At 63.4% G+C, this 13,446-nt stretch carries 14 protein-coding genes; 5 read left to right on the forward strand and 9 right to left on the reverse strand.

All coding sequences use genetic code 11. The annotated features are described in order from the left end of the window. Positions 1-10 precede the first annotated feature (10 nt). Both NYP07_RS20585 and NYP07_RS20590 read left to right on the forward strand, forming a co-directional pair. A complete protein-coding gene (locus NYP07_RS20585; protein WP_268153616.1) occupies positions 11-1,246 on the forward strand; it encodes an efflux RND transporter periplasmic adaptor subunit in 1,236 nt (411 codons plus the stop codon). 14 nt (positions 1,247-1,260) lie between these two features. Next, complete coding sequence (locus tag NYP07_RS20590; protein WP_268153617.1) at positions 1,261-4,425, forward strand: CusA/CzcA family heavy metal efflux RND transporter; 3,165 nt, start codon at positions 1,261-1,263, stop codon at positions 4,423-4,425. 705 nt (positions 4,426-5,130) lie between these two features. Here the strand turns inward: NYP07_RS20590 and NYP07_RS20595 are convergent. The 3 genes from NYP07_RS20595 to NYP07_RS20605 all read right to left on the reverse strand — a co-directional run bounded on the left by NYP07_RS20595 (position 5,131) and on the right by NYP07_RS20605 (position 6,782). Then, positions 5,131-6,114 (reverse strand): IS5 family transposase, encoded by a 984-nt coding sequence (locus NYP07_RS20595; RefSeq protein ID WP_268153618.1) that lies wholly within the window; start codon positions 6,112-6,114, stop codon positions 5,131-5,133. 40 nt (positions 6,115-6,154) lie between these two features. Next, positions 6,155-6,409, reverse strand: a complete 255-nt coding sequence (locus NYP07_RS20600) for a helix-turn-helix domain-containing protein (RefSeq protein WP_268153619.1) — start codon at positions 6,407-6,409, stop codon at positions 6,155-6,157. Positions 6,410-6,479: 70 nt separating this feature from the next. Continuing rightward, positions 6,480-6,782, reverse strand: coding sequence for a helix-turn-helix domain-containing protein (locus NYP07_RS20605; protein ID WP_268153620.1), 303 nt, complete (start codon positions 6,780-6,782; stop codon positions 6,480-6,482). 184 nt (positions 6,783-6,966) lie between these two features. Here NYP07_RS20605 and NYP07_RS20610 point away from each other — a divergent pair, with 184 nt between their 5' ends. The 3 genes from NYP07_RS20610 to NYP07_RS20620 are packed head-to-tail and all read left to right on the forward strand — an operon-like array spanning position 6,967 to position 8,028. Further along, positions 6,967-7,467 (forward strand): hypothetical protein, encoded by a 501-nt coding sequence (locus NYP07_RS20610; protein ID WP_268153621.1) that lies wholly within the window; start codon positions 6,967-6,969, stop codon positions 7,465-7,467. After that, positions 7,464-7,805, forward strand: coding sequence for a hypothetical protein (locus tag NYP07_RS20615; RefSeq protein WP_268153622.1), 342 nt, complete (start codon positions 7,464-7,466; stop codon positions 7,803-7,805). Before NYP07_RS20610 ends, NYP07_RS20615 begins: the two co-directional genes overlap by 4 nt. 13 nt (positions 7,806-7,818) lie before the next feature. Next, positions 7,819-8,028, forward strand: coding sequence for a hypothetical protein (locus NYP07_RS20620; protein WP_268153623.1), 210 nt, complete (start codon positions 7,819-7,821; stop codon positions 8,026-8,028). Positions 8,029-8,238: 210 nt separating this feature from the next. Here the strand turns inward: NYP07_RS20620 and NYP07_RS20625 are convergent, their stop codons facing one another. The 6 genes from NYP07_RS20625 to istA all read right to left on the reverse strand — a co-directional run bounded on the left by NYP07_RS20625 (position 8,239) and on the right by istA (position 13,295). Next, a complete protein-coding gene (locus NYP07_RS20625; RefSeq protein ID WP_268153624.1) occupies positions 8,239-8,937 on the reverse strand; it encodes a hypothetical protein in 699 nt (232 codons plus the stop codon). Positions 8,938-9,036: 99 nt separating this feature from the next. Then, the gene (locus tag NYP07_RS20630; RefSeq protein WP_268153625.1) at positions 9,037-9,615 is read right to left on the reverse strand and encodes an RES family NAD+ phosphorylase; all 579 of its coding nucleotides are present in this window, start codon (positions 9,613-9,615) and stop codon (positions 9,037-9,039) included. A 9-nt stretch (positions 9,616-9,624) separates the two neighbouring features. Beyond that, the gene (locus NYP07_RS20635; protein WP_268153626.1) at positions 9,625-10,083 is read right to left on the reverse strand and encodes a hypothetical protein; all 459 of its coding nucleotides are present in this window, start codon (positions 10,081-10,083) and stop codon (positions 9,625-9,627) included. A 36-nt stretch (positions 10,084-10,119) separates the two neighbouring features. Further along, entirely contained in the window at positions 10,120-10,629 is a 510-nt protein-coding gene (locus tag NYP07_RS20640; RefSeq protein ID WP_268153627.1) for a hypothetical protein, read from the reverse strand. A gap of 411 nt (positions 10,630-11,040) precedes the next feature. Continuing rightward, complete coding sequence (gene istB, locus NYP07_RS20645) at positions 11,041-11,769, reverse strand: IS21-like element helper ATPase IstB (protein WP_268153628.1); 729 nt, start codon at positions 11,767-11,769, stop codon at positions 11,041-11,043. Continuing rightward, positions 11,763-13,295, reverse strand: coding sequence for an IS21 family transposase (gene istA, locus NYP07_RS20650; RefSeq protein ID WP_268153629.1), 1,533 nt, complete (start codon positions 13,293-13,295; stop codon positions 11,763-11,765). The genes istB and istA overlap by 7 nt, the downstream gene beginning before the upstream one ends. Positions 13,296-13,446 lie beyond the last annotated feature (151 nt).

Raw genomic sequence — 13,446 nt, forward strand, 5'->3', positions numbered from 1 at the left:
GAACACGAACATGGCAATCACAAAGAAACAGCGCATCGCGATGGCGGTCATCGTCCTTGTCGGCCTGCTGGCCGGCGGTGGCCTGCTGCTCACCGAGCGACACAAGACCGGCGAAGCGGCCGAACAGGCCGAAGCGGCGGGGCACGCTCACAAGGAAGGCGATGGCGACGACAAGAAGGCGGCGTCTGCATCCAAGGAGGCGCACGAAGAACATGAGGAGCGCTCGGTCAAGTTGACCGAGGACCAGGTCAAGAAGGCGGGCATCGCCGTGCAAGTCGCAGGTCCGGCCAAGCTCCAAGCTGCCGCCGAGTTCACCGGCGAAATCCGGTTCAACGAGGACCGTACGGCCCATGTGGTGCCGCGCATGGCCGGCGTGGCCGAGCAGGTCGTCGCCAACCTGGGCCAATCAGTGCGCAAGGGCGAGGTTCTGGCCGTCATCGCCAGCAACTCGCTGTCCGAGCAACGCAGCGAACTGCTGACTGCCCAGGAGCGCCGCGATGCGGCCCGCGTCACCTACGAACGCGAGAAGAAGCTCTGGCAGGAGAAGATTTCTGCCGAGCAGGACTACCTGCAGGCCCAGTCCGCGCTGCGGGAAGCCGACATCGCCGTCCGCAACGCGACCCAGAAGCTCGCGGCCGTTGGCGCCACCGGCTCATCGGTCAACCTCAACCGCTTCGAGCTGCGCGCGCCCTTCGACGGCACGGTGGTCGAGAAGCACCTGGCGCTCGGTGAGGCCGTCAAGGAAGACGCCAGCATCTTCACCGTCTCCGACCTGAGGACGGTTTGGGCGGAGTTCAACGTCGCACCTAAGGACCTGGCCACGGTCCGCGTGGGTCAGCGAGTCTCGGTTTCTTCTACGGCCTTTGAGAGCAAGGTGCAGGGCACCATCTCCTACGTGGGCGCGCTGCTCGGTGAGCAAACCCGCACCGCCCGTGCCCGCGTGACGCTCACCAACCCTGATGGCGCATGGCGGCCGGGCTTGTTCGTCACCGTGTCGGTGTACGGCGAGAACCAGGACGTGGCGCTGACGGTGCCGGCCGATGCGGTCCAGACCATCGAGAACCAGACCATGGTCTTCAAGGCCGTGTCCGGCGGCTTCGAGGCGCTGCCTGTGAAGGTCGGCCGCTCTGACGGTCGCGTGGCGGAAGTCGTGAGTGGCCTGAAGGCTGGCGACCAAGTCGCGTCCAAGAACACGTTTGTCCTCAAGTCCGAGCTGGGCAAAGCCAGCGCCGGGCACGAGCACTGAGCCGGAGGACTCACATGTTTGAACGCATCATCCGCTTCTGCATCGAGCAGCGATGGCTGGTCATGCTGGCCGTGCTGGCCATGGCCGCCCTCGGGACCTACAGCTACACCAAGCTGCCCATCGACGCTGTCGTCGACATCTCCAACGTGCAGGTCGTCGTCAACAGCCAGGCGCCGGGTTATTCGCCGCTGGAGACCGAGCAGCGCGTCACGTATCCCATCGAGACCGTCATGGCGGGCTTGCCAGGCCTCGAGCAAACACGCTCGCTCTCGCGCTACGGGCTGTCTCAGGTGACGGTCATCTTCAAGGATGGCACCGACATCTACTTCGCGCGCCAGCTCGTCAACCAACGCCTGCAGGAGGCGCGCGAGCGGCTGCCCGTCGGCGTGACGCCCAGCATGGGCCCCATCTCCACGGGCCTCGGCGAGATCTACCTGTGGACGGTGGAGGCCGTGAAGGGGGCCAGGAAGCCGGACGGCACGGCCTACACACCCACCGATCTGCGCGAAATCCAGGACTGGGTCGTCAAGCCGCAGTTGCGCAACGTGCCGGGCGTGACCGAAATCAACTCCATCGGTGGCTTCGCGAAGCAGTACGTCGTGGCGCCCAACCTGGAGCGGCTGGGCGCCTTCGGCCTCAGCCTGGCCGACGTGGTCAACGCGCTGGAGAAGAACAACGCCAACCTGGGCGCCGGCTACATCGAGCGGCGCGGCGAGCAGTACCTCGTGCGCGCGCCGGGCCAGGTCAAGTCCATGGAGGACATAGCCGAAATCATCATCGGCACGGCACAGGGCCAACCCATCCGCATCCGGGATGTCGCCGCCGTCGAGCTGGGCCGCGAGCTGCGCACCGGCGCGGCCACCGAGAACGGCCAGGAGGTCGTGCTGGGCACCGTCTTCATGCTGATGGGCGAGAACAGCCGCACCGTCTCGCGTGCAGTGGACCGGCAGATGGAGGCCATCAACAAGACGCTGCCTTCCGGCGTCAAGGCCGTCACGGTCTATGACCGGACCACGCTGGTCGACAAAGCCATCAAGACCGTCCAGAAGAACCTGGTGGAAGGCGCGCTGCTGGTCGTCGCGGTGCTGTTCGCCTTCCTGGGCAACTTCCGCGCGGCGCTCATCACGGCGACGGTGATCCCGCTGTCCATGCTCTTCACCTTCACCGGCATGGTGAAGTACGGCATCAGTGCCAACCTGATGAGCCTGGGCGCCCTGGACTTCGGCATCATCGTCGACGGCGCCGTGGTCATCATCGAGAACGCCGTGCGCCGCCTGGCCCACGTCCAAGCGCACAAGGGCCGAGCGCTGACGCGGGCCGAACGCTTCCACGAGGTGTTCGCTGCCGCCAAGGAGGCTCGTCGCCCGCTGCTGTTCGGACAGCTCATCATCATGGTGGTCTACGTGCCCATCCTGGCCCTGACCGGCGTGGAGGGCAAGATGTTCCATCCCATGGCCTACACGGTGCTGCTGGCGCTGTTGGGCGCGATGGTGCTGTCGGTGACCTTCGTGCCTGCCGCCGTGGCGCTGTTCATCGGCGAGCGCGTCACCGAGAAGGAAAACCGCCTGATGGACTGGGCCAAGCGACGCTACGAGCCCGCACTCAAGGCGACGCTGGGCAATGCGCTCGTCGTGATGACCTTCGCAACGGTCATGGTCGCCCTGTCTGTCATCGTGGCCACCAAGCTGGGCAGCGAGTTCGCCCCCAACCTCAACGAGGGTGACTTCGCCATTCAGGCGCTGCGCATCCCGGGCACGAGCTTGACGCAGTCCGTGGAGATGCAGAAGCAGCTCGAGGCCACGCTGACGGCCAAGTTCCCCGAGATTGACCGCATCTTCGCCCGCACCGGCACGGCCGAGATTGCGGCGGACCCGATGCCGCCCAACATCAGCGATGGCTACATCATGCTCAAGCCCCTGGACCAATGGCCCGAGCCCCGCAAGACGCGCGACGAGCTGCTGGCAGCCATCCGCGAGGAGGCCGCCAAGGTCCCTGGCAACAACTACGAGTTCTCGCAGCCAATCCAGCTTCGTTTCAACGAACTCATCAGCGGCGTACGGTCGGACGTTGCAGTCAAGGTCTTCGGCGACGACAACGACCAGCTCAACAAGACGGCCAACGAGATTGCCGCGGCGCTGCAGAAGGTGCCCGGCGCCACCGAGGTGAAGGTGGAGCAGACGACGGGCCTGCCCATGCTCTCGGTCAACATCGACCGCGCCAAGGCCACGCGCTACGGCTTGAACATGACCGACGTGCAGGAAGCGGTGGCGACTGCTGTCGGTGGCCGGGAAGCCGGTACGTTCTTCCAGGGCGACCGGCGTTTTGACATCCTCGTGCGACTGCCAGAAGACGTTCGGCAGGATGTGGAAGCGCTGAAGCGTCTCCCCATCCCGCTCCCAAAGGCCGGTGGCGAAGGACGCGCGGCCTACATCCCGCTCGGCGAGGTGGCAACGCTTGAGGTTTCACCAGGGCCCAACCAGGTCTCTCGCGAAAACGGCAAGCGCAGGGTGGTGGTCAGTGCCAACGTGACCGGTCGCGACCTGGGCTCGTTTGTGGCTGACGCACAGTCTGCGATGACGAACGTGAAGATTCCGACGGGCTACTGGACCGCCTGGGGCGGCACCTTCGAGCAACTGCAGTCCGCCTCACAGCGCCTGCAAATCGTGGTGCCGCTGGCGCTGGCCATGGTGTTCGCCTTGCTCTTCACCATGTTCGGCAACGCCAAAGACGGCCTGCTGGTCTTCACGGGCATCCCGTTTGCGCTCACCGGTGGCGTCCTGGCGCTGTGGCTGCGTGGCATCCCGCTGTCGATTTCAGCGGCGGTTGGTTTCATCGCTCTATCGGGTGTCGCGGTACTGAACGGCCTGGTCATGCTGTCGTTCATCCGCAGCCTCCGCGAGGAGGGCAAGAGTCTCGATGAAGCCATCTGGGAAGGCGCCTTGACCCGCCTGCGCCCGGTGCTGATGACGGCCCTGGTTGCATCGCTTGGCTTCGTGCCTATGGCCATCGCGACCGGCACCGGCGCCGAGGTGCAGCGGCCGCTTGCGACGGTGGTCATCGGAGGCATCCTGTCCTCGACCGCGCTGACGTTGCTTGTGCTGCCGTTGCTGTATCGGTGGGCACATCGACGGGATGGCGACGAGGTCGAGGTTCCAACTGCGAGCCTGATGAAGGCCTAGAAGGAAGTAGCGATGTCCGCTGGCGATGGATTGCAGCTGCTCGATTTCACGTCGCCAGCGCATTGGCTCTGGACTGACCGGCAGCTGCGGGAAGAGGTCGGTGATGGCAGCGGCAAGCGACGGCGATACAAGCTGGCGAATTGGCTCCGGCGCGAAGAGCGCGCCTACGAGCTGATCCGGCCGCTGGTTGAGGGCCGAACGCTGGAACAGATCGTGTTTGACGGCGCATTGCCTCGGCTGCTCCGCGAGCGCGCTGAGCAGCTGGACTGCTCGCAGGTGGCGGTTCGGCGAGCACTGAACGCCTACCTGTTTGGCCTCTGCAACCGACGCGCATTGCTGCCGTGGTACGGCCGATGCGGTGGACCTGGGCGCCAGCGCTACTGCAAGGCAGCAACCGGGCGGCCAACATCACGCCCATCGGCCTGCTTGGCGGGTTCGGCGCAGCGGGCTTTGTCATCTGGTTCAGCACCAGGCAGTCCAGTGCATTGGACCGCGACGGCTAGCGACGGCGCTTGAAGACCTTTTCCACAGGTCCGAGCAGCTCCCATGACTCGCAACCGAGGCCCTTAGGGACACGCTGATCAATAGGCCAGTAGAGCGATCTGCGACCGGCCAACGCACGGTTCGCGGCGAAGCGATTTGAATTCGATCCGATCGGCGACCGCGTCTCTGCTTTTGGGGCCGTTTGCAGCCCCATCTGGCCGTTCAAGACGCACCTCGGGCTTGCAGGTCCAACAACGATCGCTTGGCGATCACGAGATTGGCCAGACCGAACAGGCTGAACAGCTGCCCCTGGTTCTTCGCCATGCCCTTGTAGCGAGCCTTGCGATGGCGGAACAGGTTCTTCACCACATGGAAGGGGTGCTCGACCTTGGCTCGCATGGCGGCCTTCAACTGTTCGGCTTTGTCCAGCAGCCGCGCCCACTTCTTCGTCAGGTCCAGCGCCCGGCGCTTGCCCGGCTGCATGGCGACTAACCAGGTCGGCCCCATGGCCTCTTCGCGCTTGTCCACGCCACGGTAGCCGGCATCGCCGAAGGCCGACGTCTCCTGTCCATGCAGCAGAGCACCAGCCTGCGTCACATCGTTGACGTTGGCCGCCGTGCCGATGACCGTGTGCACCAGCCCCGACTCGGCATCCACACCGATGTGCGCCTTCATCCCGAAGTGCCACTGATTGCCCTTCTTCGTTTGGTGCATGTCGGGATCGCGTTCGCCCGTCGCGTTCTTCGTCGAGCTGGGCGCGGCGATGATCGTCGCGTCCACGATGGTGCCCGAGCGCATCAGCAGGCCTTGCTCGGCCAGGTGGGCGTTGATCTCGTCGAACAGCGTCTTGGTCAGGTCGTTGGCCAGCAACAGGCGCCGGAACTTCAGCAGCGTCGTTGCGTCGGGCACCGCCTCACGCGACAGGTCAATGCCGACGAAGTCGCGCATCGACTGGCTGTCGTACAGCGCGTCCTCCAGGGCCTCGTCGGCCAGGCCGTACCACTGCTGCAGGCAGTACATGCGCAGCATCTTCGGCACGCCGATGGGCGGGCGCCCGACCCGGCCGCTGCGTGGGTACGACGGTGCAATGGCCGCCTCCAGCCGCGACCACGGCACGATGCGCTCCATGTCGGCGAGAAACATCTCGCGGCGCGTGCGCTTCTTCTTCAAGGCGTACTCGGCGCTGGCAAAGCTGCGTTGACTCATATCGCGATGCTGCCGTCGCCAGGCCCAACGCGCATCGCGGTCAGCCCGGATAAATCAGCGTCTCCTTAGCCAGCTTGAGCAGCGCAAGCAGCGTGGGCTGGCTTACTCCCCGCTCGAGCCGGCTGATATAGGAGCGTTCGATGCCCGTCTCCAGGGCCAGCGCTTCTTGGGACATCCCGGCCTTCAGTCGCGATGCCTTCGCCGTCTTCCCGAAGACCTTGGCAATGCCCTCGTCGAGGCTGCTGTAGCCCTTGGGGCGACCGGGTTTAGGAGCGTTCTTGGGGCGGATTGGCATCCGCCCAAGGCTCCGAGAATGGAGCTATCTAAGCCACGTTATACATAACTCAAATCCATCGGGAAATGCATCAGGATGGCGGGCGCTCGGATGCCTTTCCGCGCAGCACGCGCAACTGGGACGTGCCGTACGGCCCCAGTTCGGCATGCAGCTCGCTGAGGAACTTGATGAAGTCGATTTCCAGCGCGATCAGCCAGTCGCGAAGCTCGATGACGTCGAGCCTGCGTTCGCCGCTCTCCACCTTGCTGACCAGGGCCTGATCGCGGCCCAAGCGGTCGGCAAGGTCGGCTTGGCGGAGGCGCTTTCCGAGGCGCGCAAGCTGAAGCTTCTCCAGGAATATCTCGTTGTGACGGGTGTGAAGAGTCTTGGCCATGGTGATTTCAGCGCCGGACCCTAGCTCATGTCGTGCCGTATTCGGTAAGCGCATTTTTGCCCCGATGGCGGGCTCGCCCTTGGGCTGTTTTGCTTGGGGTAGATGCGCGGGCCGCGCAAAATTACTCTGAGTTATTTAAACCTCAGGCGATCACCTTGTGGTCGCCGCCATCACACCGCAACCTATGTTCGTTTCGCACCCCGAGTACGAGTTCCCGATCCCACCCGCCCTCGAAGAGCCAGGCTCCCAGCACTGGCGCATGATGGAGCTGAGTCTGCATGCGCCATGGTTCCTGCTCTCGGTGGAGGTCGTCGATCCGGATGTGCCCGACCTGGGCATCACGCGCACCCTGTGCATCGCCTGGGAGTACGACTTGGCCGACGTGCTGCGGCCGCTCGACGCCGACCGGGTCAAGGGCATCGTCTGCATGATGCCGGCCTGGCAGTCGCCCACCGGCCAGTGGTGGTCCCGCGAGATCCGCGAGGTATGGGTCTATAGCTCGCCCGGTGGCAAGCACGTCGTTCTGGCCGACATCGCCGGCGAGAAGTTCGACTGCGGCCTGATCCCGGAGCACGTCGGCGACATTGAGATGGAGTTGCTGCTGCGCGTCGATCCGAAGCCAGCAGGCCGAGGCCCCAACCGCCGAGCACACCGAGCCGCTCGCCACGGGAAGAAAAGCTCATGAGCAGCGCAGGCGGTAGAGGTGTTCACGGCATCGTTTCAAGCGGGCGCGAGGAGCATCACGTCGAACGCCACTTTGATATCCGCAAGCAGATCATGCTGGGCTTCTTCAATGGCCGAGAACAGTACGACGTTTTGATCGATCCGGGCCAGGGGACGCTGATGTTCAACGGCCGAGATATCTACTGGCTGACCGACAACGAGCAGCGGATGTCGGACACGATCAACAACGCCATCGAAATCTGGCTCAGCGACGGCAGCATTGAAGAAGTGTTGGTGCCATCAAGCGCTTCAAGAGTGGCTAGATCGGACGGGCCCTCAGGCCGAAAGCATGAGGAATAGCCCACCCCCATCAATGGTGACTCGGCTGAAGCGCCGTCCCGACGGTACCCGGCAAGTGGTGCTGCCTGAAGGCACTGTGCCGTGGCGGCTGGGTCAGCGCGTGTGGTTCTATGTCGGCTTTGGTCAGATTGAAGTCTCACCGAAGCCACAGGGCCGCCGCGGCGATCGCCGACACACCGGCCGTATTCGACGGGGCTTCAAGTCGCTGCTGAACAAGGGCTAGGGCGAATGGCCATGGGGCGGCGTACGACAGTCGCCACCATCTTCGGCGCTGGCGACTTTCGCCGGCCCCGCAACCGTCCCGTCACCGACGATTCCCGCATTTCCCGCTGAATGCGGAAGTTCCGCATCGAGCGGGAACGTGCGGATTTCATGAGATTCGAGAGACGCAGGCCGCCGTTCGAGACGGGCCTCTACAGCAGACGGCTGGCCATCAGTCGGGCATCGCATTGGCCAGCGCCATGCGCACTTCATCGTTGCCCGCCAATCCCAGCAATACGATCCAAGCGGTCTCAGGATTGGCCGGCACCCGTATATCGTCCTTGCCAGGCTCGAATGCCAGGCCAATCTTGACGTGGGTCCAGAGGACATCTTTCAGGTATCGAACCTCCACCTCGAGCCTGGCGCGGGACTGCGCCAGCATCAGCTGTTGATTGGCAGCAGCCTCTTCGTCGAACGGGTTGGATACATGCAGGTGCTCACCAGCGAGTTCGTAGATCTGCACGAAGCGCTCGACCGTCTCCTTCTCCTTCCCGGCCTCGAAGTGCTTGGTGCCATCTTTGAGCAGCAGCATGTCGCCCAACGGGCGTGGCAGGTAGTGCGGCGTGATTTCGGCCAGGCGCTTCAAGATCTGCCCCACCTTCCAGTCACGCCGGTAGTTCGGGTTGTCCTTCGCCTCGGCTCGGAGCGCCGCATAGCGGGCCTCGTCTGCCATGACGCCACCGAAGGTCACCAACTCCACGATCTTGCGGACCTGCAGCCACATGAACTCGTTGTCGAGGTCGGCCGTCAAGGTCCTTGGCTTCTTGGCGCCCAACACTCTGTCGATGGCGCGCAGGCGTTGCTTGACCTCCACCATCGCCGACCGGTAACGCTCGTGTGGCTGGATTGGCGATCCTGAACTGTCGCTCATAAGGCCTCAGGCTCTTCGATGAAGGAGTTTGTCGATTGTGGGCGAGCTCGGTTGGTCGCTGGCTGGATGACATGCCCTTCACCGATCCGAGGTTTGCGATCAGACAAGCGGCAGCCCCGCGCCGCGCGCCACCGTCACCACCAGGCGGTGCAGGTTGCCTGTCTCAACTTCAATCAAGCGCTGCCTACTGCGCGTGCGAATGCCGGGCAAGACCGGCTCGAAGAGTGCAAAGCAAATGCCGCCGTGCCGCTGAGCCGAGTGATAGGCCAGGCCGTCGTAACCCGCGGCTGCCGCCTGAACGGACAGCGCCTGGGTTTCGGCGAACCGGGTGGCCTGCAACACGGGCCACTCGGCGGCGTGCAGGGTGAGATCCAGCAGGCTGAGCTCCTTGCCAGGCTGGGCCCACACAACCTCGCGGCGTCGGAGGAAGTCGAGCGACAGCCATTCCTGCTCGCGGCGGCCGAAGGCCTCGTAGCCAGCCGTCTCGGGAGAGTCGGCAAAGTAGGCGACGCGTTGGTCAGGCTGACAGAAGCGGCCACTCCGAGCGCCGGCGGGAGCTACGCGAAGTTGGCCGATGGGGCGGTGTCCCGGGCGCGAGCGAGCCAGTTGAATCCTGTAGAGGTCTTGGCTCGGGATCAGGCGGTAGGGAGGATGTTCATCGAAGGTGTCTAGATTCATCGTGGAGGGTCAGAGACCCTCCGCGCCGGCCAGCAACAACACCCGATCAGCTTGACCCTGTTCCAGCGCCTGGCGAGGGGTAGCCCCGCCAAGCCCGCCGTGAGGGGTCTCAAGGAACGACAGCATGGTCCAGCCATCGACTGTGCCCAGCGCCTTGGCCAGCTTGGGTACGACGTCCCACAAGGCCGGTTCGAACTGCCACACGGGCAGTCTGAAGCCGCGAGTCGTCCGGGGAAGGCCGATGGCGCGTCCCTTGGCAATCCATGCGTTGATCGTCACTCGACTGGTACCGGCAATCTTTGCCGCCTGATCAGTGTTCACCATGTCGTCGGCCTCCAGACGCGAGTTGCGCGCGGCCAGGCTGCTGCGAAGCAGAGCTTGGGTTTCAGAAGCCGAGACATAGGGTGATGGTTGTTCGCCGTGCGCCTCATCGGGGCGCTGCGCGGAGGTGGTTGAGGGGTAGGTCATCGTTGATTCAGGCAACGCGTGCCTTCAAGTTCGCCCTCATGGGAGATTCCGCCCATCAACCTTCGCGGCGCTGAAAAAGCCTAGCGCCCGACGCACCACGGACATGACGCGAACCCGCCGCGGCGCGGTCAGCTTCATCGACCGGTAGAACGTATTCAGCAGGCTGACGAGGTTGCGCCATCGCAATCGCCGGCTGAGCAGGAAGCGCTGAGCACCCGACAGGACTTCCAGCGCGGCGCTACGGTAGGCCACCGCCCAGCGGTACTGGTCCAGCGCAGCGCTGATCTCGTTCAGGAAATGCGGGGGCAGCGAAACCGTCGCTGCCTTGATGCGCTGGGCCTCGCGCAGCACCTCCAGCATGATGTCGTCGACGCCAAGTGCATCTCGAACCTCGCGTGCATAGCGCACCACTTCGTTCCAGCCTGCGGCCCCGGCTGTCCGCTCCCAGTCGGTCACGCCATACCGGCGCAGACGTTGCATTTCCGCCAGGACTGTCTCCAGTCGGGCGTCGTGCGCTGCCAGCAGGTGGTAGTCGTACCAGGTCACGAATTGGATAATTCAGTGAAGTTCGTTAAGTTCGATTATAGGGGTCATCGCCGACCACGCAAGTCCAGAGGCCGCTTGATGGCGCTCCTGGCGCTTGATACCGGCGTCCGCATTCAAGTGATCGGCTTTCAGCGTCATACCCGGCGGGACTTGCCGAATATCTCGGGCTTCGCCTGCTGGTTCCCGGCCAACGCGTCACGCTATTGATCGACAGAGGAGTGCGGGGTGGTCTCCGCCCACGGGTGGTTTCAGAGGCCGACGTCGTATCAGCCTGAGCAGCCGGACGGGATGGTGCGTCCCGCCGACCAATTGGTACGAATCGCAAGCGGCACCTTCGCCTAGAGCCGATGGCCCGATGCACACAACCCGCCCGGCGCATTCTTCGGAAACGTGCCGGGCTTGGTGACCGAACTAGCGCTTCGACTGCTTCCGCATGGACTCGCCCTTGAGCTCGATTTGATGCGAGCTGTGGAGGACGCGGTCCAGAACAGCGTCGGCGATCGTGGGGTCGCCGATGTAGTCGTGCCACTTCTCGATGGGCAACTGTGAGGTCAGCACCAGCGAATTGGTGCCGTGGCAGTCATCGATGAGGTCGAACAAGTCCTGCCGCTGACGGGCACCCAAGGCGGTGAGGCCCCAGTCGTCAAGGATCAGCAAACGAGCCTTCGCCAGCTGCGCCCGAAGCTTTGGCAGGCTTCCATCGGCGCGGCACACCTCGAACTCCTCGAGCAGCTTGCTGAAACGCCGGTACAGGACGGGCATCCCTTTTCGGATGGCCTGATGGCCAAGCGCACAGGTCAGCCAGGTCTTGCCCACTCCCGTCGGTCCAGTGACCACAAGATGCTGAGTGCCGATCCAGTCACAGCTGAGCAGGGCGCTGAACTTCCTCTTGTCCAGGCCACGCTCTGCACGGAAATCGACGTCCTCCGGCGCTGCGGTCACCTTGAGTCGCGCCGATTTCAGCAGGCGAGCCATGCGGCCACTCTCGCGCCGCGAGATCTCGGCGTCGACCAGCATGGAGAACCTGTCCTCGAAGGGGAGGTCTTGCAAGCTGCTGGATGCACGTTGGCGCTCGAACGCCTCTGCCATGCCATACAGCCGGAGCGTGGCCAGCGATTCCACCGTGTTTTTAATCAGCATGACGTGCCCCCCTTGTTGGCGTAGTACCCGGCGCCTCGGACGTTGTGATGCAGTGGCAAGCCGACTTGCCGCGGTTCGTCTTGATGGGCGTCGCGGTACCGGCCGGTGCTCAGTAGGGACCGGACGGTCTTGAGCGTGGGCGACTTGATCTGTAGCGCTCGCTCGCAGGCCTGCTCAAGGCGGTTTTCACCGTACTGGCGGCTGAGCTTCTTCAGCGAGTCACAAGCCGGGAGCCCCAACGCCGGCACTGGTCGGTCAAACTGCTGTTCGACCACGGCCACGGTGCTCGCGCCGACAGATCGTGCCCAGTCCAGAAACCGATCGGGCGTGCGTTCCGCATAAGCGCGGTGCTTTGGTGGCAGGTGCAAGGGGTCCGTGCTGGTCTTGCCCTCGGCGCACCGTGCATGCGCGGCAATCCGGGCGCCCCTGTGAAAGATTTCGATGGTCTTCAGGGCCGCGCGAGCTTCTACGGTCTCGCCGACCAAATGGAACGGCACGGAGTACCACGCACGCTCGACGTTGACGTGGTAGTCCGGTCCGACGGTCAGTGGGGCCGTCCAGTTGGCCCATTCGAAACGATCAGCCGGCAACGGCTGGAGATGTTGCCGCTCTTCCTGCTCAAGGCGTTCTTGACGGCAGCCAGGCAGCTTCTTGAAAGGACGCAGATTGAGTGCGTCACAAAGGCGTCGAATCTCTGCGTTGAGTTCACTGAGCGAGAAAAACTGCATTCTTCTCAGACATGCCAGGATCCACCGTTGAGCTATTTGCACGGAGACCTCGACCTTTGCCTTGTCTTTAGGATGCCGGCTACGGGTTGGCATGACTACCGTGCCATAGTGGTTTGCCAGTTCAAGGTAGATTCGATTGAGCTTGAAGTTCGCCCCTGGCTTGATGACCGCCGCTTTCAGATTGTCAGGCACGATGACCTTCGGAACGCCACCGAAGTAGTTCAGCATCTGGACGTTCGCCTCCACCCAGTCGGGAGAACTCTGGCTTTCAACTGCAAGCGCAAACGTGAAATTCGAGAACCCTAGCACCCCGACAAACAATTCGACGACTACTTTCTCGCTCGTTTCCTTGTTGATGTAGTGCGGCCGCTTCCCGCTGAAGTCCACGAAGGCTTTATCGCCGGGCAGGTGTACTTGGCGCATGCTCAAGGACAAATGCCCCTTGAACTCTCGATAGTGGTGTGTAAATTGAGAATACGAGAGTGCATCATCGGGCGCAGGCAATCGATACTCTTCCCAGAGCAATTGCAGCGTCACCATTGGGAGCGCCATCTGCTCATGAATATGAGCGAAATCCGGCATGCGCCTAATTGTCAGTTGGCCAGTTTTCTTGTTGAGAATCTCGTCCAGCTCGGCGGCAGTCTTCGTACATATCTGTTGCCATTGCAAGCCATGCTCGGCTGCCAGCAATCTGTAGCGACGTACCGTGTTTTTTGACACCGCCACGGCCTGGCCGATCTCTCGGTCAGAAAATGAGGTGGTCAGAATCAGCCGCAAGATGTCGCGGATCTTGTTCATTCAGTCTCCTTGCTCGCTGGCCCGTCGCCAGCAAAGTTCCGGATGACGCCTGGTCGTCAGCACGCACAGCGATGCTTGACACGCGAGCATGGAAGGAAGAGACTGAAGGCGGATCTAGCGATAGTCCACTTTCACCGGGGCCTCGTGAGCT

Source organism: Pelomonas aquatica (assembly GCF_026712205.1).
In the GTDB taxonomy this organism is placed as follows: Bacteria; Pseudomonadota; Gammaproteobacteria; order Burkholderiales; family Burkholderiaceae_C; genus Pelomonas; species Pelomonas aquatica.